The following is a 22,339-nucleotide window of genomic DNA, read 5'->3' as shown; positions in this document are numbered from 1 at the left end:
TGTCGCTTGCCGGTTGTCCAGCTGGTATGTGCCAAAGGCGATCACTTAGACTGCGCCCGTATGCAGCAGAATCTGCTTTTGAACGGCGATTTCATCAAACAGCGTCCATTCGCGGCGCAGCTTGATGTCACCGCCGATCAGCTCGCCCCATTCGGCGTGGCTGATGCCCAGCACATACAGCTCGGCGCCTGATGGCGAACCCAGACTGCCCCAGCCGTCATGCTGGCCATGCAGGCTCCAGCGGATGGCAGAGCGCGGAGGCATATTGGGATCGTCGCGGCCGATCTGGTGATGGATGGTAAAGATCGCGGAGGGCAGCGAGGCCCGCAGCCCCATCCAAAAGCGTTCCACCGGATCATAGCTGTGGCCGGTGGCGCCGCCAGGGTACTCCGACTGCACCGCCCGGTCGTATTCGGTTTTGATGACAGTCATATCCGCATTCATGATGCGGGTCAGCAGATCTGCATGGCGCTGTCCCCAGGCATTATCATTGCCGCGCCCCTTGTAGGGGCCCTCCAGATCATTGGCCGGGGTCAGCGGTTTGACACAGGCCTCGGCGCCGCCTTCGCGGGCGATCTGATCGCGGGAGAACTCCACCGGATCCCAGCCCATCTGGCGGACCACCGCGCCGTTGTCGCGGATTAGCCATTCGTCGTCGATGGCATTGTTGCGGGCGTGGCAGTCGGCCAGGATGCGGTAGACCAGCGGCTTGCCGGTCGCCTTGCCAAAGGCGCCGTCGCCCAGATGGGTTGCGGTCGACAGGATGCGGTGGCTGGACAGCATCCCCTCTTCCGGCGTGCCGGACCAGATCACATCCTCGCCCAGCAGCGTACGGTCGGGGAATTCCGCCAGGGTGGCCATGGTCGCGGCAATCACGCCCTGGTTGCCGGTGGACACCGAACCGGGCATGCGCACCACGATATCCGGTGCGTAATAGTCATGCAAAGTTGCAAAGCCGCGGCTTTCCCAGATTTCGTGGGTGATCCCGATGATGTAGCCGGGGAAGTCGCGGAATTTCGGGTCAAAACCCTTCATGAGTTCCATCCTTCGGGTATGCGTGCCGAGCCGCGCACGATCAGCGGTCCGTCGATGGCAACCCGTCTTGGGCTAGCGGTTTCAGGGGCGGCGATATGCTCCAGCAGCGCGGCGACGGTTTCCTCCACCATCAAATTGGCACGCTGGCGTACGGTTGTGAGGTTGTAGGCCGGCCATGCAGCCGGCGGCACGTCATCGTAGCCTATGACAGAGACATCCCCGGGCACTGAGAGGCCGAGTTCGAAGCGGATCACATCCATCACCGCCAGGGCCATGTGGTCATTGGCGACAAACACGGCGTCAGGGCGTTCCGGTGCCGGTCGGGAAAACATCTTGCGGGCCGCCTCGCGCGCGGTCCCGGTATGGAATTCGCCGGTCTCACGGGCAAAAAGGCCCGCGCCTTCGTCCTGCAGGGCGGCCAGAAACCCAGCCTCGCGGTCGCGCTGGGTCGAGGCCCCCTCCCAGCCGGCGATATAGCCGATCCGCTGGTGGCCGCCGGCCAGCAGAAATTCCGCTGCCTTGCGCCCGCCGGCAAAGTTGTCGGAGGTGACAGAGGTGATGCCTTCGATGTCCTGGGAGCGGTTGAAAAGCACCATTGGCACCCCCGCGTCCTGGCAGCGCCGCGCGATGTCGGAGGACATGGCGACCGAAGCGGTGACGATGCCGTCGACCTGGTAATCCAGGATCTCTTCCATCACGTCCTCGACATTGCCCGAGGTTTGCGAGGCGAGAAAGACCAGCACATGATAACCGTGTTCCTGCAGAGCGTTGGACAGCTTCTCAATTGCCTCGGGGTAGAACTGGTTTTCCAGGTAAGCGACGACCAGCCCGATGATGCGCGAGCGCCCGGACACCATCGCGCGGGCCAGGACATTGGGGCGGTAGCCCAGTTCGGCGGCGGCTTTTTTCACCTTGTCAGCGGTCTTCTTGCTGACCGAGGCGCCGGGGGTGAACACCCGGGAGACCGCAGACTGGCTGACACCGGCACGCTGTGCGACTTGGAGAGAGGTGACTTTTTCAACCATCAGTCTGCCGTCCACCCGCCGTCGATCAGCATCGAGGTGCCGGTGACCATGCCCGAGGCAGGCGAGGCCAGATAGAGCACGGCACCCATGATGTCCTCGACCTCGCCGATGCGGTCCAGCTTGATCTTGTCCATGATCCAGGCCGCACGCTCCGGGCTGGAGAAAGTCTGTTCGGTCAGCGGTGTCCTGATGAAAGTGGGGCAGATGGTGTTGATGCGCACGCCCGATTTGCCCCATTCGATGGCCATGGATTTCACCATGCCCTCGATTGCGTGCTTGGAGGCGCAATAGACCGCCCGGTCGATGCCGCCGACATGGCCCATCTGGCTGGAGATGTGGATGATCGAGCCGCGTTTGCCTGCAGCCATCATGCTCTGCGCCGCCCAGGCGGACAGGAAATAAGCCGAGCGCAGATTGATGCCCATCACATCGTCGAAGTCTTCGGGTGTTGTTTCAACCGCCGGGCCGTGGCGGGCCAGGCCAGCGGAATTCACCACTACGTCAAAAGCGCGGCCGTGCAACGCCTCCTGCAGGGCGGAGAGGTCCGCCTGATCCAGCACCAGCGCCTCTGCGGAGCCGCCGTCCCCCTGCAACGCTGCCACAGTCCCCTGCAGCCGGTCCGCGCCGCGGGCGGCGCAGACCACATGGGCCCCCGCCTGTGCCAGCGCCGCAGCGCAGGCCTGGCCGATGCCGGAGGAGGCACCGGTAACCAGCGCTGTTTTGCCGGTCAGATCAAAGGAAGGGGTGCGGGGCAGCTCTGGCATCAGGTCATTCCATCCGGGATTGCTATTGGACCCATGTTGCGGGCCTTATTGAACTCGCGCAGCCGGGCCAGGACGTCAACGCCCAGCTGGCGGTAGACATCCAGAAGATCCACCAGCACCCAGTTCTCGCGGATCAGCCCGTTCTCCAGCCGCCAGAAATCAAGCGAACGCAGTTCGATCTGTTTGCCTGCAGGCGCAATGCCCAGCCAGCCATCGGCGGTGACGGTCTGGCGCATGTTGGGCCAGCCTGTGACTGCTGCATACTCCCCGTCACCGAAAAAATGGAATGTCAGATCGCCAGAGTGCTGGCCGCGGTCCGGCATGGCGTTCAGGAACGGGATCTGGTGCCAGTTGCGAAACCCCGCAATGCCCCGGGCGGTGCCGATGCCGGCAGGCCCGTACCAGTTCATGCGGGGATGCCAGAACCGCTCCATCTGCATCACGTCAGGCCCGCCCTGGCTGGGGTAGCGCTGCAGATGCTCCAGCATATTCAGGATATGGCGGCAGCTGGCTTCGCTCCGGTCCGCATCACGCGGGCCGGGCACCAGCCCGTCCTGCGAAGCTGGACCCGGAACCTGCCATTCCCGCCCCAGCGACGGGGCCATCGGCCAGGCGCCGGCCTGCATCATCACTTCGGGAATATCCCAAAGCGCCTGCACCTCAACCACTTTGCCGCCATCGAAACGGTAGAATTCGTGGAACCGCATCGCGGCCTGATGACCGGTCGGCGGGATATCCAGCCAGGGCGCAAGAAAGGTACCGGTATAATACCCGCCGCAACCGGCCCAGTCAAAGCCGTGCCCGTCGCGGCCGGCCATAACGATGTAGTCGCGCCGCTCCAAATCCGGCCAAGCGGCGAAGAGCGGCGCAAAGGCGGTTTTATACAGGTCACCGGGGCCAATCAGATCGCCAAAGGGATGGCACAGGTGCAGGCGAGCATCCGCAGCAATGACACGCTCCATCTCGGCCCGCACCGGGCCCTCGGCAAAGTCGCGCATCGCCGCGCGGAGCGGCGTCAGAACCGCTTTGTTACCGCTATGTACATCTGTTTCCATCACTTGAGGTACTGCTTCTTTCTGGTCCCAAATACTCCCGGGGGGGAAGCCGCAGGCCTGGGGGCAGAGCCCCCTGCGCCGCGTTACCCGCCCGTCTCTCGGTAGGGTGCGGCCTCGCCGTAGGGCACATTGATGCCGCCATAGCGGCGCACCCGGACGTTGCATTGCTCGGCATGGCCGACAAACCCCTCCAGCATGCACAGCCGCGAGCCGTATTCACCGATCAGGGTTGCCGCCTCATCGGTCAGAACCCTCTGATAGCTGTGGGTTTTCAGATATTTGCCGACCCAAAGCCCGCCGGTATAACGGCCCGCCTTCTTGGTCGGCAGCGTGTGGTTGGTGCCAATCACCTTGTCGCCGTTGGAGACATTGGTGCGGGCGCCCAGGAACAATGCGCCGTAGCAGGTCATGTTCTCCAGGAACCAGTCGTCGCGGTCCGTCATCACCTGCACGTGCTCAGAGGCGATATCGTCGGCAACCTGCAGCATCTCGTCATAAGTGTCGCAAACGATAACTTCGCCGTATTCCTCCCAGGAGACCTTGGCGGTGCCGGCCGTCGGCAGCACGCCCAGCAGGCGTTCGACTTCGGAGAGGGTCTCTTCCGCCAGCTTGCGGGAGTTTGTGAGCAAAACGCAGGGGCTGTTATAGCCATGCTCGGCCTGGCCCAGGAGGTCGGTTGCACACAACTCCGCGTCTGCCGCGGTTTCATCAGCGATCACCATCGTTTCGGTGGGGCCTGCAAAGAGATCAATGCCGACGCGGCCGAACAGCTGGCGCTTGGCCTCGGCCACAAAGGCGTTGCCGGGGCCGACGAGCATGTGAACGGGATCGATGGTCTCGGTGCCGATCGCCATCGCACCGATCGCCTGGATCCCGCCCATCACATAAATCTCATGGGCGCCGCCCAGGTGCATGGCGGCAATCACTGCCGGGTTGGGCTTGCCGTTGAACGGCGGGGTGCAGGCGATGATGCGGGGCACTCCGGCCACGGAGGCCGTGGCCACCGACATGTGGGCCGAAGCCACCATCGGGAACTTGCCGCCGGGCACGTAGCAGCCGACAGATTGCACCGGGATGTTCTTGTGACCCAGGATCACGCCGGGCAGGGTCTCCACCTCGATGTCCAGCATCGAGTCGCGCTGTGCCTGGGCGAAGTTGCGGACCTGCTCCTGGGCGAATTTGATGTCCGCCAGCTCGCGGTCGCTCAGCTGGGCGATCAGAGCGTCGATCTCCTGCTGGCTGAGGCGGAAGGACGCAGGCGAGTAGTTGTCAAATCTCTCCGACAGGTCCCGAACCGCGGCGTCGCCGCGGGTCTCGATGTCTTTCAGGGTGGCTTCCACCACGGCGCGGGTCTTGGCGTCGTCTTCGGCCCGGTCGGATTCCGGTTTGCCGCGTTTCAGGTATTCGATGGTCATGGAGTATCCTCAGGCTGGAGGGGCGGGCAGCCAGTGGCTGCCTGCAAGCAGGTCATTATTCCGGGCGGGGAGCGGTTTTTTCGCCGCGGTCAAAGGCTTCCCAGCCTTCACCGTTGAACAAATCTACGCCCAGCTGGGCCGCGACATGGGCGAAGTCCACGTTCACCCAGTTGTCCACGATTTTGCCGTCCACGACTTTCCAGAAGTCCATGTAGCGGATCTCGACCCGCTTGCCGGTGGGCGCGATGCCCAGGAAAGTGCCGGAGTGGGTCGCCTCCTGGCGGCCAAAGGCGGCTGCCCATTCACCCATGTAGAGGCGGGCCTCGTCGATGCAGACTTTGTCTGAAAACGCCGCCTGAAACGGGCGCTGCCAGTTGTCCTGGAATTCCTTCAGCCCGGTCTTGGTGCCGCAGCCCTGGTTGCCCATCCAGCGGAATCCTTCGGAGAAGAATTCGCCGATGTCGCTGATCCTGTGGTCGTTCAGCCCGTCGACCATGTTTTCGATCACGCGGCGGGTGTCTTCGGTCTTGCTCATATCCGTGTCTTTGGTCAGCACGGCCTGCTCGGGGCGGGAGCCTTTCATGTGTCTTGTCCTTTGTTAGGTGCCAGTCAGGTTGTTGCGGAGTGCAAAAACTGTCGGGCGGGCAGAAAATCCCTGGGCATCCGGTTGAGCGCCGGGTGGCGCGCAACCGCAGTGTGGCGGGCGGAGGCGCTCATCAGCCTTTCACCGCGCCAGCTGTCAGGCCGCTGACGATCTGGCGCTGGAAGAACATCACCAGCACGAACAGCGGGGCGGTGGCGGAGACCACGGCGGCAACCGCGAACATCACGTTGCCTTCTTCCAGGGTGGAGCCAAGGAAGCCGGCAATAGCGGGGACCATGGTGCGGTTTTCCTCGCTCAGCAGCATCGCAGTGACGGCAAAGTCGTTATACGCCAGCAGGAAGGAGAACAGGCCGGTGGTAATCACGCCGGGCCACATCACCGGGATGATCACGTGGCGGAAGGCCTGGAATTGGGTGCAGCCGTCGACCTTGGCGCTTTCGTCCAGGTCCTTGGGGATGTTGAGGAAGAAAGAATGCAGCATCCAAAGGGTGAAGGGCTGGTTGATCGCCACCAGGACGATGATGGCCGTCGGCAGGTGGCCCCAGAGGTTCCACTCAAAGAACGGCAGCAGGTAGCCGGAGACCAGGGTAATGTGCGGCATGGCGCGGAACACCAGGGCAATCATCAGCAGCCAGAAGGCATAGTTGTGGCCGGAGCGCGCCAGTGCATAGCCGCCGAGGGTCCCGAAAGTCAGCGAGATGATGACGGTGAAGAACACAACAATCATTGTGTTGAGTGCGGCGCGCCAGAACTCTTCCTGGATCCACGCCCCGTCATAGCCTGCACCGGTGAAAGTGCCGCCGGTTTCAATCAGGGTGCGGGTACCCCATAGGGCATTGCGCCAGTCCGCCTTGGAGAAGAAATCGGCCTGAACCTTGAACGATCCCCAGAGCGTCCAAAGGAACGGAAAGGAGGCAACAATGACCCACAGGAGGACGAAGGCCGATGAGAAGATGATGACGGACCGGGAGGAGCGGTTTGCAACGCTGGACATCAGGCAGCCTTTCCTTTGAAGTCGCGCCAGGTGCGGACGAGAACGGGGGCGAGAAGGATCGCAACGCCGATCACGGTCAGCACGGAGGTCGCCGCGGCGGAGTTGAAGCGGGTGAGGTCGCTGCGCATGTCCGCAAAGATGATGTAGGACAGCGAGGTTGCATTGGCCTGGGCAGAGAAGCCGACGATCGGCTCGAACACCCGGAAATTATCCATCAGCTGGATCAGCGAGATAAACACCACGAGCGGTGTCAGATGCGGGATCACCACATAGCGGATCCGCTGCCAGCGGGTGGCCCCGTCGATCATCGCGGCCTCGAGCGAGTCAGAATTCACCGTCTGCAGCCCGGCATAGAAGACCACAAAGGCAAAGGGGGCGGAGCTCCAGACGCCGTAGACCAGCAGGGTGATCCAGGTCAGCGCAGGCGATGCCTTGAGCGACAGATCCGGATCGTCAAAAAGCCACTGCAGCGTCTTGCCGATCACCCCCTGGGCATCAATCATCCAGAACAGGATCAAGGAACCGATCAGCGGGGTGATGATCATCGGCAGCAGGGAGACAAAGATGGTTGGCCCCTTCAGCACCGGCGTCAGCCGGTTTACCCCCAGGGCGATCATCAGCCCCAGCACGATGACCAGCGGAGTCACCAGGAAGGTATATGTCAGCGTGAAGGCCAGCGCCTTGTAGAACGGCAGGTTGTAAAGCTCGGAGAAGAAGCCGCCCCATGTGTCCTGGCTTCGCCAGGCCTGGGCAATTTCCGCAGTCGCCAGGTGGCCGCGGTCGAAATAAGTGCTGAGACCCGCAAACCGGCCAAGCGGCTGTTCGGCGCGGAGCTGTGCGGTTGCTTCGGTGTCGACGGAGCTGGATTCGGTGCAGCCGAACGGACCGCAATTCTCGGAGGTCACGATCACCTGTTCATGCTCGATGTGAAGGGATTGGATCACAACCGATACCAGCGGCAATGCAATGAAAAGGAACATCGCTGCCAGACTGGGCAGAATGAACCAAAGGAAGGTTTTATGGCGCATCGCAGGTCGTCCCGTTCGCTTGCGTGAGGGGCAGAGCCGGAGCGGCCGGCTCTGCCAAAGGGGGCGGGTTTAGTTCAGGAAGCCTTTTTCCCGGGCAGCCGCGACGTAGGAGGCCTCGGCATCTGCCAGCGCTTGCTCTGCGGTTTCGGAGCCTTGCAAAAATTCGGTCAACTCCGCACCAAGTGCTGAGTGCATCAGCCCCATGAACGGCAGCATCGGGTAGGGTTTGGCCTTGCCTTCTGCGGTTGCGAACACGCCAGCAGAGGCCGGTGTCGGCTCATACCCTTCAACCAGCCAAACTGCGGCGTCATTGTTGGCCTGCACGACTTCGGTGCTGATGCCGTTGAGCATGGCTATGAAGCTCGCCTCGGCGTCCTCGTCGCTGATGTTGCTGGCAATCGCGAAGCCGTCCCACCACAGGGTTGACGCAGGGACATCGCCGCCCGCAACGGTCGGCGAAGAGATCAGTGCGGTGTTGCTGACGATTTCTTCGGTGGAGCCTTCATTGTCCAGCATGCCGGTGCCGCGGGAGCCCCAGAGATGGGCAATTGCGACGTCGCCTGCTTCCCAGGATGCCTGCACCGCGTTTGAATCAAAGGTCAGGTAATCCGGGTTGGACAGTTCGGTCAGCGCCTTCAGCGTGTTCAGGGCAGCAACGCCGGCCTCGTTGTTGATGCTTGGCTCGGCGGTGCCCGGCTTGAAGAATTCACCGCCGTGGCCGAGGTACATGTTCACGAATTCCTCGCCCAGATCCCAGCCCGTCTTGCTGGTGGTGGCAAAGGGGTAATCCAGCAGCCCTGCATCCTTGATCGCCTTGCCGGCCGCAATGACCTCCTCATAGGTCTTGGGGGCTTCGACGCCGGCTTCCTTGAGGATGTCCTCGCGGATGAACAGGTGCTGGGCGTTGGCCATGAAGGCAACCGCCATGACCTTGCCGTCGATGGTGATCAACTGGTTCTTGCCAAGGCGCTGGCCGTGTTTGGCGATCAGGTCGTCCAGCGGCCGGATCAGATTGCCGCTGAGCAAGGGCACGATGGCCGCGTTGGTCGTGGTGACAGTCGTATATTGCGCCGGGTTCGCGGTCAGCGCCGCGACCTGCAGTTCGCGGTAGTCCTTGTTCAGGTTGCTCTCGACCGTCACGCCATCGCCAGCGCATTGCTTGGCACCAGCGGCAACCGCCTGGATTGCTGCAAACTCATTGCCGAGAATGCTGACGCTGCCGCTGCTGAGGCCGCAGCCAGCATAGGCTGCGGATCCCAAGAGCACAGCTGCGGCGCTGAACACGGTTAGCTTCTTAACTGACATTATTTCCTCCCATTTACGGGCCGCAGACATGAAATCGGCCCCTTGAACCCTGTGCGCGCACAAGGGCAGAATGCTGGCTTACCTTTCCAGCCGCGCACCGCTTCCTGCTTCGAAGAGGTGGCAGATTTCAGAGGGCACGGAGAGCGACACCCTGTCGCCGATTTCCGCCCGGAAACTCTTGTCTGTTTTCACCGAAACCAGAGCGCCTCCGACGCGCACGGAGATCATGGTGGCATCGCCCAGCAGTTCGAGCGTGTAGATCGGCGCATTGATCTGGCCGTTGCCATCCACTGCCAGCCCCGCATCTTCTGCGCGGAACCCCAGCGTCAGCGGGCCGTCCGGCGCGGCCACGCCGGCGATTTCCACATTTTCGGCGCGAAACACCCCGCCCGAAACCTCACCCTCCATCAGGTTCATTGCCGGGGAGCCGATGAAGCTTGCCACAAAGGTATTGGCAGGACGGTCGTAGATCTCAGTCGGGGCGCCGACCTGCTGCACCACGCCTTTCTTCATCACCACCACCCGGTCAGCGAGCGTCATCGCCTCGATCTGGTCATGGGTCACATAGATGGTGGTAGCCTGCAGGTCGTGGCTCAGGTTCTTGATCTGGGCGCGGGTGGAGACCCGCAGCTTGGCGTCGAGGTTGCTGAGCGGCTCATCCATCAGGAAGACCTTGGGCTTGCGCACGATGGCGCGCGCCAGGGCGACGCGCTGGCGCTGGCCGCCGGACAGTTCGGCCGGTTTGCGGTGCAGGAAGTCGCGCAGCTCGACCCGGTCGGCCGCCTGCATGACACGCTCGTCATGGCTGGCCGGGTCAATGCCGCGCACCTTCAGAGGGAAGCGGATGTTTTCGTAGACGTTCATATTAGGATAGAGCGCGTAGGACTGGAACACCATCGCCACGTCCCGGTCTTTGGGTTCTCGGTCGTTGACCATTTCGCCGCCAATCAGGATTTCACCGTCGGTCACATCCTCCAGCCCCGCAATCATCCGCATAGTGGTGGTCTTGCCGCAGCCCGACGGCCCCAGGAGCACCAGAAACTCCTTGTCGGCAATGGTCAGGTCGAAGTTTTCAACGCCAACGAAGCTGCCCCAGCGCTTGCCGACATTGCGAAGCTGTATCTCTGCCATACCGCGGCTCCCTCCCCAGGAGAATCAACATTTGCATACGTTTGCAAAACTGTATTCCTGTCGTATCAAATCTGGCAAGACTTTTTTGCATACGTATGCAATATTGCCAAAGGAGCGGTGATTCAAATGCTGTCGATGTTCCATGAAGCCGCTGAACCAAAAGGGAAATCAAGAATGAGCTTTCAGGGTGAAAAGCAAGTGGTCCGGGCATTTTATGCCGCGCTGGATCAGGCGGAGGTGCCGGATATCCCCGGAATCATGGCGCAGCATTGCAGCCCGGACCTGTTATGGAGAGGGTTTCATCCCTTTGGTGAGATCCGCGGGCCGGAGGAAGCCGGACGGCGGTTCTGGATGCCGCTGCGACAGGCACTGACCCGGGCACAGCGCCGCGTCGATGTCTTCTTTGCCGGGGCAAACCGCTTTGACGATCCCGGCGGCGTCTGGGTTTGCTCGATGGGGCATCTGATGGGGTTGCATGACGGTGCCTGGCTGGGCATCCGCCCGACCCGCAAGATGGCGTTCCTGCGCTACTGCGCATTTCACCGGGTCGCGGGCGGCAGGATCGTTGAAACCGCGATGTACTTCGACATCCCGCATCTGATGCTGCAGGCCGGGCTGCAGCCGTTTCCGGTCCAGACCGGCGCGCAGCTGGTGCAGCCGGGGCCGGTCACGCATGGCGGCCTGCTGCTCGACCCGCAGCCGCCGGAGGAAGGGACAAAGACCCTTGCCGCGATTGAGGCGATGATTTCCGACCTGGGCCAATGGGACAGCAACATGACACTGGAAGAGGAACTGGCCCGCACCTGGCACGACGACATGATCTGGTGGGGGCCCTCAGGCATTGGCGCCACCTACACGATCGAGCGCTATGCCAAACAGCACTCCGGCCCGTTCCGCGCCGCCTTCACTGAGCGCTCCAAGACCGGCCACATCTGCCGGATGGCCGAGGGGCACTACGGCGGCTTCTTCGGCTGGCCGAATTTCACCGCCCGACACACCGGCGGGTTCATGGGGATGCCGGCCACCGGCAAAACCGGCGAGTTCCGGGTGATCGACATCTACCGGCGCGACGGGGACAAGCTGGCGGAGAACTGGATATTCATCGACCTGCTTCACTTCTGGAACCAGCAGGGCGTGGATATTCTGGCGCGGACAACCGGGATTGAGAAGCCATGATCGTCGACGCGCATCATCACCTCTGGGATTTGCAGGCGGTTCATTATCCCTGGCTGATGGAAACAGGTGCCCGCCGGTTCTTTGGCGATCCTGCGCCAATCCAGCGGGACTATCTGATCGGCGAGTTCCGCCGGGATGCGGAAGCGCAGGGCGTTTGCGCGTCTGTGCATATACAGGTTGGCGCTGCCGACGGCTGGCAGGAGGCACAATGGGTCGACGGCGCCGCCCGTGCCAATCCGGACTGGCCGATGGTGCAGGTGGTGTTCTGCGATCTGGCCGCACCGGACTGGAACGCGCAATTGGACCGGTTCCAAAGCCTGTCCACGGTGCGCGGCGTGCGTCAGATCGTCGGCCGGGCACCGGGCGAGGACGCTTTGACCGGCACCAACACGCTGCTGGATGATCCCCGGTTTCAGGACGGGCTGAGGGAGCTGGGCCGGCGCGGGCTGTCCTTTGACCTGCAGCTGCTGCCGGAGCTGATGGAAAAAACCGCCGCGGTTCTGGCGCAGGCGCCGGACACGAAGGTGGCGCTGTGCCATGCAGGCTCGCCGCATGACAGGAGCCCGGCAGGCATCGCCGCCTGGGCGGGTGCGCTGAGGCAGCTGTCAGCGCTGCCCAATGTGACCTGCAAATTGTCCGGTTTGGGAATGTTCGAACACAACTGAACCCAGGACAGCATCCGCCCGCTGGTCGACACCTGCCTGGAACAGTTCGGGCCGGAGCGCTGCATGTTCGGATCGAACTTCCCGGTCGACAGCCTGTATTCCGGCTACGCTGCCCTCGCCGAGGCCTACCGCGCGCTTGTGACGGCAGAGCAGCACGCCGCGGTTTTGGGCGAAACAGCGGCGCGGTTCTACGGCTTGGCACAACCTGCGCAGAAGAGGCACTGATGGTCTACAGCTTTGAAACGGATATCCTGCCCGAGTGGATCGACTACAACGGCCATATGCGGGACAGCTATTATGGGCTAGTCTTTAGTCTGGCGGTAGATGCCTTTCAGGACGAAGTCGGGTTTGACGCGGCCTACCGCAAGCGCACCGGCTGCACCATTTACCTGCTGGAGGATCACAAGTTCTTTCTGTGCGAGGTGAAGGAGGCTGCCCGGGTCCGGGTGGAAACCCGCGTCATTGGATGCGACAGCAAGCGGTTTCATCTGCATATGCAGATGCTCAGCGGCACTGATTTGGCCAGTGTAGGCGAGTTCATGGAGCTGCACGTTTGCCAGCACCCCCAACCGCATGCGATGCCCATGCCGGAAGAGATCTTTCAGAAGCTTGAGGCCGCCCGGTTGCCCGAAGGAGAGACTGCAGAACTGCCCAGACGATCGCGCCGCCTGTCACTTTAGGCAGTGATTTAATGATCCAGGGCTGAAACCTCAGTTGGCCCCCAGGTTGGGCTTTGCCATTTCAATCAGGTGGGAATGTCCTCTGTGGATGGCGCCTGCATTGCAAGACATTTTTTGGTGGTTTCAGCGGCGTTTTGGTCAGTGCAGTCGTCTGTCCGGCCTGTTTTCGTGGCGGTCTGCCACTGGCCCTGATGATTTCCGCAAGCAAGGTTCCAATCGGCTCTACGGCCTCATAGGGCCACGGACATTCCCGGAGTTTCCTGGCTCTTGGTTGACTTGATTCCGCATCATCACGTCATTCGTCTTGCATATCTAGCAGGTTATCCGGTCAAGCAGCCGACTGCCGACAGTCTTCCAGTCGCGTCAGCATTAGCCGATAGAAACCTTGCTTGCGGAAATCACCAAGGCCAGCAGCCCTCAACACTGACTGCGTAAACAGGCCGAACACACGACCGTACTGACGGACCGCCGCGATCACTGCAGAAAACGCTTGCAATGCAGGCGCCACCCACACAGGACATTCAACCTTCTTCTCCTTGCTGCGGTGCAGCTTCCTGTTAGCCGTCATTCGCTTTAGTTGTTTGCTATACAACTTGCGCCACTTTGATCACGGCACTCCTTCACGCTCATATTTCGGCGGGGAGCGACTGGCCTTGGCCCTGCTGGATCTGTGCTTCGAGAGTCTCGCGACGGCGCGCCAGCGTCTCTTGGTACTCCTGCGCCTCGCGGGCGGTGAAGAAGCTCGCGTCCGGCGCCAAACGGCCAACCGCTTCCTCGACCTCCTTGAGGCTAACCCGGAAAAACTCTTTCCGCATATTCGACATGTTGATGCGGCGTTCGGCAAACTCTCGATGGAGAGCGTTCTCGAGCGCGGGCGCTTCCTCGGAATAGATCATGTCCGGCGCCAGCGAGAAACAGCTGGCAAGCTCCCGCGCGGCGGGGCCGTTCAGCTCTGCCAGGTACAGCGGCTTTCCTTGATCCATCCAAACGTCAAACCCGGCGGCGCAGCGGGCGGAACGCAGAGTCACTTGGCGGTCTCCCAAGGCAAAGGCGGTCTCAGCCGTTTCTGCGGGCTGCTCCAGGTGATGCAGCACGGCCGCGGCGCCCAGCAAAGGGTGGCCGGCAAACGGCAGCTCCTCTTCCAGATCGAAAACCCGCAGGGGGCGGCTGCCGTTTACGAGGACGGGCCCGGTCAGAAAGACGGATTCAAATTGCTTGAGCTCCCGGGTCAGTTGCAGCATCTGCCGGCCGTCCAGTGCCAGGGCCTCGGGGAAAACCGCCAGGCTGTTGCCGGAGAACGGGCCGTCCGAGAAAACATCGCATAAGACATAGTGCATGCCGCACCCCCGCTGAACTGAGCATCTGCCTGCTGGCTAGCTCAGAAACAGGGCGCGGGGCGAACCATATGTACATGAGCCCGCCTCATGAACATGGGGATCAGCCCGTACTGAACAGCTTTGATTGCTGCGAGCGGATTACTGAAATCTCTTCATGAACCCACTGGCGCAACGCCTGATACCCATCGGTGGCAGCATTGGCGGGGGTGGTGACCAGCCAGTAGCGGGCGCGGGATTTCACCGGCTTGCCAACAACTTCCAGGAATCCAGCCTCAAGATCATTTTCCACCAGCAGGCTGCGCCCGAGCGCAATGCCCATGCCGCCAATGGCAGCCTGGATGGCAAGATCGGCACGGGCAAAGGCGTTGATGGAGCGTTCGAACTCAATATCCCAGCCGCGGCCGGCAAAATATTCCTGCCAGCTGAAGCCGGTGCCGTCGCTTTCGCCGAAGCGATCCACCAGAAGCCGGGCGCCGGGCTGGCGGCAATAGTCCTGCAGTGGCACTGGCCCAAGATAGCCGGGCCGGCTGACGGGCAGCAGAACCGCCTGCAGCAGAGGCTCGGAATGCAGCCCGGGATAGGGGCCCAAGCCATAGCGAATTGCCGCCTTGGCCTCGCCTGCGTGCAGGTCGACCAGCCGATCATCCACGTCGACCAGAAGATCCAGCCCGCTATCCTGAGCGCGCTGCAGGGCGGGCACAACCCATTTCATCGCCACCGAAGAAGACACTGAGAGGCGCAGGCTGCGGCTGGTCTTGAGGTCATGCAGCCGGGTGAGGGCTGCGCGCCAGGCGCTGCCGCTGTGCTGTGCGGCGTCACACAGGATACGGCCGGCGTCTGTCGGCGTGATCCGGCGGGTTGTGCGGTCGAACAGCGGCACTCCGATCGCTTCCTCCAGCGCCTTGATCCTGTGGCTGACCGCCGATTGCTCAATGCCGAGACGCTCCGCGGCGCGGGTAAAGTTCTGCTCCTCGGCTATTGCCTCCAGTAAGGGCGAGCTTTGGATCAGCTTGGGCAGCAGGATGTCGGTCTGTTTCATGAATCGGGATCATAGTTATATCAATGTATTCCTGGCAAGGGATGGATCATGCTGACGGCAATTCATGAAAAGGAGCCGAAAGCATGACCCGCATTGAAGCCACAGTCACCGCCCGTATCGTCAATGGCTTTGTCACGCTCAAGGATTGTGGTGATCCTGAACTGCTGGAGGCCGGGCGCGACGGATTAAGCGAAAAGGACCTTAAGCGCCTTGGCGATGGCGGCGGCGCCCGGTCGCAGGCAATCGGCGGCAATCCTGCTGGCGTTGTGCTGGATGCGGACGGCCTCAGCGACGCGCAAATTCTTGAAATTGCGCAGAAGGTCGGCCTGTCTGAAACCGCCTTCGTGTCCCGTTCCGAAACCGAAGGGTTCAAGCTGGATTTCTTCACTCCGACGCGCCGCATTGCCCATTGCGGCCATGCAACCATCGCCACCTTCAGCTATCTTGCCGAGCTCGGGAGGGTGAGTGAGGGGGAGACTTCGAAAGAGACCGTAGACGGCCCGCGCAAGATTATCATCCGGGATGGCGCCGCCTATATGGAGCAGCTGGCACCGCGCTACGAAGACCCGTCTGAGTGGGCGGACCGGGGTGTTCAGGAACAGGATGTGCTGAACGCACTGGGACTGGTGCCGGAGGATCTGGATCCGCGCTTCTCTCCCAAGCTGGCCAATACCGGAAACAGTTTTGTGCTGGTTGCAGTCAAAGACGGTGCCGCGCTCAAGGCGGTGAAACCTGACTTTGCATCGCTCGAGGCCATCAGCGACGCCTTGGATCTGATCGGCTTTTACGTGTTCACGACGGATCCCGGAGCTACCACTGCTGACGCCACTGTTCGCATGTTCGCGCCGCGTTATGGCATCAGCGAGGAATCGGCCACCGGCATGGCAGCGGGCCCGTTGGCCTGCGCGCTCTATGACCACCTGGGTGCGCGCAAGCCAAGGCTGCAGATTGAGCAGGGCCACTTCATGGAGCCCGTTTCCCCAAGCGAAATCACCGTTGAGCTGGAGCTCAGGGCCGGCCGGATCACCGGCCTGATGGCAGGCGGCTACGGCGCGGTGATGAAGGAACTGCAGATCAAGCTGGATCACAGCCCGGTACCGGCAGCGGGAGGGGGAAATGATTGATCTTTACGGATGGACCACCGGCAACACCTACAGGGTGCTGATCGCTCAGGAGGAAACCGGGCTGCCTTACCGGGCCGTGCCTGTGAACCTGCGCGAGCGGGATCAGGACAGGCCCGGGTTCCTTGCCCTCAACCCGATGGGCCAGGTACCCCTGATCATCGACAGCGAAGGCCCTTGCGGCGCCCAGATCACCCTAAGCCAATCCATGGCGATCCTGCTGTATTTGGCCGAAAAGTCTGGCGAGCTGCTGCCAGCCGCCCGGACAGAGCGCGCCCACGCGCTTGAAGCTCTGAGCCTAGTAATGACCGACCTGGTGGCACCCGTCAATTTCGGGCTCAGCCTGGAGCGCGAAGAGGGCAGCAGTGCTGGTCTGGCCTTTGGCGAGGCGCGGGCAGCGCGCGCACTTGTGGCCATTGAGCAGCGGCTCGGTATCTGCAGTTTCCTCAGCGGCAGCCGTTTCGGGGCGGCAGACTGTGCCGCTTTTCCCATGATCCACCTACTGGGTGCTGGCCGCCTTGAAGAGCTGCCGGCCGCCCGGCGCTGGTACCGCGAGGCGCAGGACCACGCATCGGTGCAGCGTGCGCTTGCAGCCGTTTCTGACCTGATGAAAGGAGATCAACATGTGTGGAAATCATCAGAACTTCGGCGCTTTTGCCTTTTCCAAGCAGCCCGGCTTTGACGAAGCGGCGGTGCGAAAGGAATTTGCCAAGGCAGTGTCGCTGAAAACCGTGGTCGTCTATTGCTATGACCCGCGCATCGCCCAAGTGCCGCGGCTGGTTGCCGAAGAGTTCGGCCAGACACACCCCGGGAACATCGTCACCGACGGCAGCGGCAACAAGATCGCTTCGACCACGAATGTCTTCGAGGTTTGCGTGGCCGGCGGCCGGGCCTATGACGCCCTGCGGTCCGTCACAGTGGCGCCCCTATTTTGCAATGTCCGGAAACGACATCCTCAATGACGGGTCCAAGCCGCCTCCATCACTCCACCCCGGGTCAGCATCCGGATGACATGCCGAAGGTTCAGCTCCGCACCGCTTCCGGCAATTTCCAACGCTTCGGCCACAGCCTCGACAGAGTCTTGCGTCAATCCACGCCGGCAGCCCTCACGGCGAGCAAAAACGGCTAGTTCGGTTACTGAAACTGGCGGGAGGTGAACAACCTTCAGGCGGCTTAGCAGAGGGGTTGGCAGAGTGACCAAGGTGTTGGAGGTCAGCACCCAGCTGATCCAGGACATGTCGAAACCCACCTGGTAGTATGGGCATTGCCAGGAAGCCGCGGAAGATGGCTCCAGGAGGGACAGCAGCCCCTCGGTCAGGCCGAAGCTGTTTCCTTTGGTGGAAGTTGCAACCCCGGCCTTTTCCACTTCATCCACAACGACAACCGGGTTCGCTATCAGGTGCTTCAGGATCGTCATCAAAGGACGCCCCGGCTGCGCGTTGGACCAGCCGCGTTGAGAGCCCACGATACCGAACGACGCCTGCTCTGCCGTCGCCTCCACACCACAGCGGGGCACGCCAAGTGCGGTGCTCAGCTGACGGGCCCACATGCTCTTTCCAATCCCCGGAGGACCGTCCAGCAGCACCGGAGGCAGGCGGAAGCCTGCATCTCCATTGCGGACTGAGCGCCGCATCGACTTCCAAAGGAGATCGGTCGCAGGCGCCATCCAGGGCATGCCGGTATGAATCCCGGCGGCGATTTCATCCGCCTGGTGCTCTGTCCGGATCCGGATCAGCTCCACACCGTTGCGCAGAACCTCCAAGGCTCTCCGGTCGTCGAGTTTGAGGTGGGAGAGGCCTGCGGCCGCAGCCCGCCGTTCCACCAGCCTGCTTACCCGGCGGTCCACGCGGTCCTGACCTTCGCGCCCGAGACCAACCTGCATCAATTCGTTTTCCCACCGAAGGCGGTCATCACGATCCTCAGGGTCCGGAGGCACGATGCCGCGCTCGAGGGCGCGGCGCGTTTTCAGGAATCGTTCCAGGCGCTGCCGTATGGCCCGCCGGTCTTTGTCGGCATTGTGGAACTCTGCTTCGATGAACTTGATCTTGGACATAGCTGGCCCTTTCCCGGCACACCGCGCCGTCTGGCCCCCGATTGCACACTGTGCGGTCGGGGAATTGAAAGAAAGAACCTGGCCAGGTTTGAGCTTCAGTCCTGCTCAATACGGCCATTTCAGTCAACAGGTGGCGCTGATCTTCAGGGGGGAAACGGATCCCTTCAGCACGCAGAAGGCAGGGATCACATAAGTCATTGTTTTAGAACAAAACCACCGGCCGAATTTTGGCCGGTGGCAATTAACCTTGTGTCAGAATGGCAGAAAACCCCCATCAATGGCAGTTATTTCATGGGTTCGACATCTGGCACCGGGACCACCCGGAATTTTTCGGCTGGCACCTTGCGCAATCCATGTCTTGTATCCATTATCCCAAATTAGGACTCACCTGCTACCCCGCAGCACCAGACAAAGGCCCGCAAATGTTCACACCGCACGGAAACCACCTGATTGCAGGCGCCTGGACCGCCGGCGAAACCCGCTTTCCCTCCACCCCCGCAACCGGCCAGAGCCACGAATTCTCCGTCGGCCGTATCAGCGACGTCGACGCCGCGGTGGAGGCGACAGAGGACGCCTTTGCCAGCTACAGCGCCAGCAGCCGGGCCGACCGCGCCGCCTTCCTCAACGCCATCGCCGATGAGATCGAGGCCCGCGCTGAGGACATCACCGCCATCGGCTCTCAGGAAACCGGCCTCCCGGAGGCGCGCCTGCAGGGCGAGCGCGGGCGGACAACGGGCCAGCTGCGGACCTTCGCCGAGCATATCCTAAAGGGGGACTACCTCGACCGCCGTTTTGACGAAGCGCTGCCGGACCGCACGCCCCTGCCCCGCCCCGAGCTGCGCATGATGCAGCGCCCGGTGGGACCGGTAGCGGTCTTCGGCGCTTCCAACTTCCCGCTCGCCTTCTCCACCGCCGGCGGCGACACCGCAGCGGCGCTGGCGGCGGGTTGCCCGGTGGTGGTCAAGGGCCACAGCGCCCATCCCGGCACCGGCGAAATCGTCGCCGAAGCCGTCCTCGCCGCGATCACAAAGTGCGGCATCCACCCAGGCGTGTTCAGCATGATCCAAGGCGGCAACCGGGACGTCGGCGCGGCGCTGGTGCAACACCCCCTGATCAAGGCTGTGGGCTTCACCGGCTCGCTGGCGGGGGGCCGCGCCCTGTTCGACCTCTGCGCCGCACGCCCCGAACCGATCCCCTTCTTCGGTGAGCTTGGCTCCGTGAACCCGATGTTCATCCTGGACGCCGCCCTCACCAGCCGCGGCCCGGAGATCGCCGCCGGCTGGGCCGCCTCGCTGACCATGGGCGCGGGCCAGTTCTGCACCAACCCCGGCATCGCCGTGCTGCGCGCAGGTGCCGAGGCGGACCGTTTCATCGACACCGCCACCGCCGCCCTGTCAGAGGTCGCCCCCCAGACCATGCTGACCGAAGGCATTGCCATCGCCTACCGCGAGGGCCAGCGCGGGGTTGCCGCCACCGCCGGCGTGCGCGAGCTGCTGACCGCCACCTGCAACACCCGCTCTGCCGCACCATACCTTTATGTGACGGAGGCGCGCACCTGGCTGGAAAATAAGATCCTGGCGGAGGAGGTCTTTGGCCCGCTGGGGCTGGTGATCACCGCTGACAGCGACTCCGAGATGCTGGAAATCGGCCGCGCATTGCAGGGCCAGCTGACCTGCACCCTGCATCTGGACGAGGGTGACACCGCCCAGGGCCAGGCATTGCTGCCGGTGCTGGAGCGTAAGGCCGGCCGGGTGCTCGCCAACGGCTTCCCCACTGGCGTCGAAGTGTCGGACACCATGGTGCATGGTGGCCCCTACCCGGCCTCGACCAATTTCGGCGCGACCTCTGTCGGCACGCTGTCCATCCGTCGCTTCCTGCGCCCGGTCTGCTACCAGAACATCCCCGACGCGCTGCTGCCAGAGGATCTGCGTAGCGTCAGCTGATTGCGGCGGGCTGCTGTCCGGCAAGCTTGTGCTTTTGCCGGGCGGCGGAGCGCAGCAGACACAGGGATCAGACTTTCATCGGGGAATCTGCTCTGCCAGGTGGCGGCGTTTTCGGCAATCATGGTCTTGGTACTGCCTGCTCCAAGGCGGTGGTTTCTGGCCGCCTGGTTTTCCGGCAAATTGTGGCAGGCGAGTACCGCATCCAGCGTGTCGAGTTCGATCACCACATTGCGCAGGTGACCATCTCCCTAAAGCTGCTCCCACTTTCCGCAGCGGGTCAGCACCCCTGCATTGAATTTGCGGAAGGATTCGGTCGCACCTGCGGCGTAAAGGCCCCAAGGCTCAGGGCCCTTCACCGTCCAAGTGCGACCAAGTGGGCTTTGGGCATCCGGACAATCTTCAGTTCGGTTTCTGAAAAATGCCCCGGAGCGGGTTTTCGCTCCGGGGGCTGGGCTCACTTGTGCAGGATCTTCGACAGCACCAGATAGGCGGCACCGGCCACGAACAGCCCAACGAACCAAGCGTAGGTATAGATTGTGGCGAAGAAGTCCGAGGTGCCCGCGGTGATGCCGACACCGGCCAGGAAGCCCGGCAGGTTCGGCAGGATGCCGATCACCAGCGCCCAGACACCGGCCCAGTTGGTGCCGTTGCTGCCGGAGTAGATGCCGTTCAACTTGAACAGGTCTGCCACTTCCAGCTTGGTCTTGCGCAGCAGGTAGTAGTCCGCCAGCATCACCCCGGCAATCGGCCCCAACAGCGCCGAGTATGCGATCAGCCAGCCGATGATGTGATTGACCAGAATCCAGGGAAACATGGCAATGCCGATGCCCGCGGTGATATAGCCGCCGCGCTTAAGGTTGATCTTGCTGGGTGCCAGGTTCGAAAACCCGTGCGCCGGCGCCACAACGTTGGCCGCCAGATTGGTGGTTAGCGTCGCCACGATCAGCGCAAACAGTGCGATGATCACGGAAAACCCGCCCATCTTCTCGGATAGCTGGATCGGATCCCAGATCGCCTCGCCATAGATCACCACGGTGGCCGAGGTCACGGCCGAGGCGATGAAGGCAAACAGCGCCATCGGGATCGGCAGGCCGACCAACTGGCCCAGCAGCTGGTCCTTCTGGCTTTTGGCGTGGCGGGTGAAGTCGGGGATGTTCAGCGCCAGCGTCGCCCAGAAACCGATCATGCCGGTGAGGCTCGGCCAGAACACAACCCAGAACTGGCCTTCCTGCGGCTGGCCCGGATCAAAGGCGCTGGGGGTCGACAGCATCTCGCCGAAACCGCCCGCGTTCACATAGGCCCATGCCAAGAGCGCCAGCCCCATCGCCAGCAGGAACGGGGCCGCATAGGTCTCAAGCCAGCGGATCGACTCGGTGCCGTTGGCGATGAAGTAGAGATGCAGCGCCCAGAAGGCGAGGAAGCAGACGAACTCGCCCGCGCTGATGCCCAGCACCGGCAGCGCTTCGCCGGCCAGCGCACCGCCGGTCAGCGTGTTCAGGATCACGAAAATCGCAGAGCCGCCGACCCAGGTCTGGATACCGAACCAGCCGCAGGCGACGATGCCGCGGGCCACAGCCGGGATCTTGGCGCCGCTGGGTCCGAAGGACGAACGCAGAAGCACCGGAAAGGGAATGCCGTATTTGGCGCCGGCATGGCCCACCAAAACCATCGGGATCAGCACAATGGCATTGGCCGCCAGAATGGTCAGGACCGCCTGATCCCAGCTCATGCCTGCCCCGATAAGGTAAGACGCCAGCAAATAAGTCGGGATACAGACCACCATGCCGACCCAAAGCGCGGCAATCGCCAGCCAGTCCCAGGTGCGTTCCGCCGCCGTAGTCGGCAGTTGGTCCTCGTTGTAAAGCTCCGGGTCGATCCCGGTCAGATCCATCCGCGGCGGCGCCTCGGCGCCGGATGCGGAAAATCCGCTGGTTATATCAGCCATTTTCAGTTTCCTCCCTGTTATTGG

At 62.5% G+C, this 22,339-nt stretch carries 22 protein-coding genes and 1 pseudogene; 7 read left to right on the top strand and 16 right to left on the bottom strand.

Annotated elements, in window-relative coordinates; translation table 11 throughout:
- Window positions 1-45: 45 nt before the first annotated feature.
- From AC5STB_RS09140 to AC5STB_RS09095, 10 genes are all read right to left on the bottom strand, one after another.
- On the bottom strand, window positions 46-1,035 hold the full coding sequence (locus tag AC5STB_RS09140; RefSeq protein ID WP_495442617.1) for a nuclear transport factor 2 family protein: 990 nt from the start codon (window positions 1,033-1,035) through the stop codon (window positions 46-48).
- Window positions 1,032-2,060, bottom strand: coding sequence for a LacI family DNA-binding transcriptional regulator (locus tag AC5STB_RS09135; protein ID WP_495442616.1), 1,029 nt, complete (start codon window positions 2,058-2,060; stop codon window positions 1,032-1,034). Before AC5STB_RS09135 ends, AC5STB_RS09140 begins: the two co-directional genes overlap by 4 nt.
- Window positions 2,060-2,824 carry an SDR family NAD(P)-dependent oxidoreductase gene (locus AC5STB_RS09130; RefSeq protein ID WP_495442615.1) on the bottom strand — a complete coding sequence of 255 codons (765 nt, stop codon included), beginning with the start codon at window positions 2,822-2,824 and terminating at the stop codon, window positions 2,060-2,062. Before AC5STB_RS09130 ends, AC5STB_RS09135 begins: the two co-directional genes overlap by 1 nt.
- A complete protein-coding gene (locus AC5STB_RS09125) occupies window positions 2,824-3,879 on the bottom strand; it encodes an ester cyclase (RefSeq protein ID WP_495442614.1) in 1,056 nt (351 codons plus the stop codon). Before AC5STB_RS09125 ends, AC5STB_RS09130 begins: the two co-directional genes overlap by 1 nt.
- A gap of 83 nt (window positions 3,880-3,962) precedes the next feature.
- On the bottom strand, window positions 3,963-5,294 hold the full coding sequence (hisD, locus tag AC5STB_RS09120; RefSeq protein WP_495442613.1) for a histidinol dehydrogenase: 1,332 nt from the start codon (window positions 5,292-5,294) through the stop codon (window positions 3,963-3,965).
- A gap of 55 nt (window positions 5,295-5,349) precedes the next feature.
- A complete protein-coding gene (locus AC5STB_RS09115; protein ID WP_495442612.1) occupies window positions 5,350-5,877 on the bottom strand; it encodes an ester cyclase in 528 nt (175 codons plus the stop codon).
- A gap of 133 nt (window positions 5,878-6,010) precedes the next feature.
- The gene (locus AC5STB_RS09110) at window positions 6,011-6,892 is read right to left on the bottom strand and encodes a carbohydrate ABC transporter permease (RefSeq protein ID WP_495442611.1); all 882 of its coding nucleotides are present in this window, start codon (window positions 6,890-6,892) and stop codon (window positions 6,011-6,013) included.
- Window positions 6,892-7,920, bottom strand: a complete 1,029-nt coding sequence (locus tag AC5STB_RS09105; protein WP_495442610.1) for a carbohydrate ABC transporter permease — start codon at window positions 7,918-7,920, stop codon at window positions 6,892-6,894. Before AC5STB_RS09105 ends, AC5STB_RS09110 begins: the two co-directional genes overlap by 1 nt.
- A 69-nt stretch (window positions 7,921-7,989) precedes the next feature.
- Complete coding sequence (locus AC5STB_RS09100) at window positions 7,990-9,225, bottom strand: ABC transporter substrate-binding protein (protein WP_495442609.1); 1,236 nt, start codon at window positions 9,223-9,225, stop codon at window positions 7,990-7,992.
- A 78-nt stretch (window positions 9,226-9,303) separates the two neighbouring features.
- Window positions 9,304-10,356 (bottom strand): ABC transporter ATP-binding protein, encoded by a 1,053-nt coding sequence (locus tag AC5STB_RS09095; RefSeq protein WP_495442608.1) that lies wholly within the window; start codon window positions 10,354-10,356, stop codon window positions 9,304-9,306.
- 174 nt (window positions 10,357-10,530) lie between these two features.
- Here AC5STB_RS09095 and AC5STB_RS09090 point away from each other — a divergent pair, with 174 nt between their 5' ends.
- The 3 genes and pseudogenes from AC5STB_RS09090 to AC5STB_RS09080 all read left to right on the top strand — a co-directional run bounded on the left by AC5STB_RS09090 (window position 10,531) and on the right by AC5STB_RS09080 (window position 12,877).
- Window positions 10,531-11,532, top strand: coding sequence for an ester cyclase (locus AC5STB_RS09090; protein WP_495442607.1), 1,002 nt, complete (start codon window positions 10,531-10,533; stop codon window positions 11,530-11,532).
- A pseudogene (locus AC5STB_RS09085) lies at window positions 11,529-12,422 on the top strand (amidohydrolase family protein). Before AC5STB_RS09090 ends, AC5STB_RS09085 begins: the two are co-directional and overlap by 4 nt.
- Window positions 12,422-12,877: a thioesterase family protein gene (locus tag AC5STB_RS09080; protein ID WP_495442606.1), complete on the top strand. Its 456-nt coding sequence runs from the start codon at window positions 12,422-12,424 to the stop codon at window positions 12,875-12,877. The pseudogene AC5STB_RS09085 and the gene AC5STB_RS09080 overlap by 1 nt, the downstream one beginning before the upstream one ends.
- Before the next feature lie 328 nt (window positions 12,878-13,205).
- Here AC5STB_RS09080 and AC5STB_RS09075 read toward each other — a convergent pair whose 3' ends face one another.
- From AC5STB_RS09075 to AC5STB_RS09065, 3 genes are all read right to left on the bottom strand, one after another.
- Window positions 13,206-13,445, bottom strand: a complete 240-nt coding sequence (locus AC5STB_RS09075; RefSeq protein ID WP_495442605.1) for a hypothetical protein — start codon at window positions 13,443-13,445, stop codon at window positions 13,206-13,208.
- Window positions 13,446-13,503: 58 nt separating this feature from the next.
- On the bottom strand, window positions 13,504-14,214 hold the full coding sequence (locus AC5STB_RS09070) for a PhzF family phenazine biosynthesis protein (protein WP_495442604.1): 711 nt from the start codon (window positions 14,212-14,214) through the stop codon (window positions 13,504-13,506).
- A 100-nt stretch (window positions 14,215-14,314) separates the two neighbouring features.
- Entirely contained in the window at window positions 14,315-15,253 is a 939-nt protein-coding gene (locus AC5STB_RS09065) for a LysR family transcriptional regulator (RefSeq protein ID WP_495442603.1), read from the bottom strand.
- Between the two features lie 83 nt (window positions 15,254-15,336).
- On the opposite strand from AC5STB_RS09065, the gene AC5STB_RS09060 reads away from it, so the two are divergent.
- The 3 genes from AC5STB_RS09060 to AC5STB_RS09050 are packed head-to-tail and all read left to right on the top strand — an operon-like array spanning window position 15,337 to window position 17,336.
- A complete protein-coding gene (locus tag AC5STB_RS09060; RefSeq protein WP_495442602.1) occupies window positions 15,337-16,377 on the top strand; it encodes a PhzF family phenazine biosynthesis protein in 1,041 nt (346 codons plus the stop codon).
- A complete protein-coding gene (locus AC5STB_RS09055; RefSeq protein ID WP_495442601.1) occupies window positions 16,370-17,056 on the top strand; it encodes a glutathione S-transferase family protein in 687 nt (228 codons plus the stop codon). The genes AC5STB_RS09060 and AC5STB_RS09055 overlap by 8 nt, the downstream gene beginning before the upstream one ends.
- Window positions 16,998-17,336 (top strand): hypothetical protein, encoded by a 339-nt coding sequence (locus AC5STB_RS09050; protein ID WP_495442600.1) that lies wholly within the window; start codon window positions 16,998-17,000, stop codon window positions 17,334-17,336. The genes AC5STB_RS09055 and AC5STB_RS09050 overlap by 59 nt, the downstream gene beginning before the upstream one ends.
- On the opposite strand, the gene AC5STB_RS09045 is transcribed toward AC5STB_RS09050, so the two are convergent.
- A complete protein-coding gene (locus AC5STB_RS09045) occupies window positions 17,330-18,427 on the bottom strand; it encodes an AAA family ATPase (protein ID WP_495442599.1) in 1,098 nt (365 codons plus the stop codon). The genes AC5STB_RS09050 and AC5STB_RS09045 overlap by 7 nt on opposite strands.
- Window positions 18,428-18,849: 422 nt before the next feature.
- Between AC5STB_RS09045 and AC5STB_RS09040 the strand changes: the two genes are divergently transcribed.
- A complete protein-coding gene (locus tag AC5STB_RS09040) occupies window positions 18,850-20,370 on the top strand; it encodes an aldehyde dehydrogenase (NADP(+)) (RefSeq protein WP_495442598.1) in 1,521 nt (506 codons plus the stop codon).
- On the opposite strand, the gene AC5STB_RS09035 is transcribed toward AC5STB_RS09040, so the two are convergent.
- Both AC5STB_RS09035 and AC5STB_RS09030 read right to left on the bottom strand, forming a co-directional pair.
- A complete protein-coding gene (locus AC5STB_RS09035) occupies window positions 20,316-20,594 on the bottom strand; it encodes a DUF1330 domain-containing protein (protein WP_495442597.1) in 279 nt (92 codons plus the stop codon). The genes AC5STB_RS09040 and AC5STB_RS09035 overlap by 55 nt on opposite strands.
- A gap of 230 nt (window positions 20,595-20,824) precedes the next feature.
- Window positions 20,825-22,315 carry an NCS1 family nucleobase:cation symporter-1 gene (locus AC5STB_RS09030; RefSeq protein WP_495442596.1) on the bottom strand — a complete coding sequence of 497 codons (1,491 nt, stop codon included), beginning with the start codon at window positions 22,313-22,315 and terminating at the stop codon, window positions 20,825-20,827.
- Window positions 22,316-22,339 lie beyond the last annotated feature (24 nt).

It is taken from the genome of Leisingera sp. CC-HEC093, assembly GCF_059429195.1.
The sequence above is the reverse complement of the archived record's forward strand: the minus strand, read 5'-3'. Positions and strand labels throughout refer to the sequence as shown.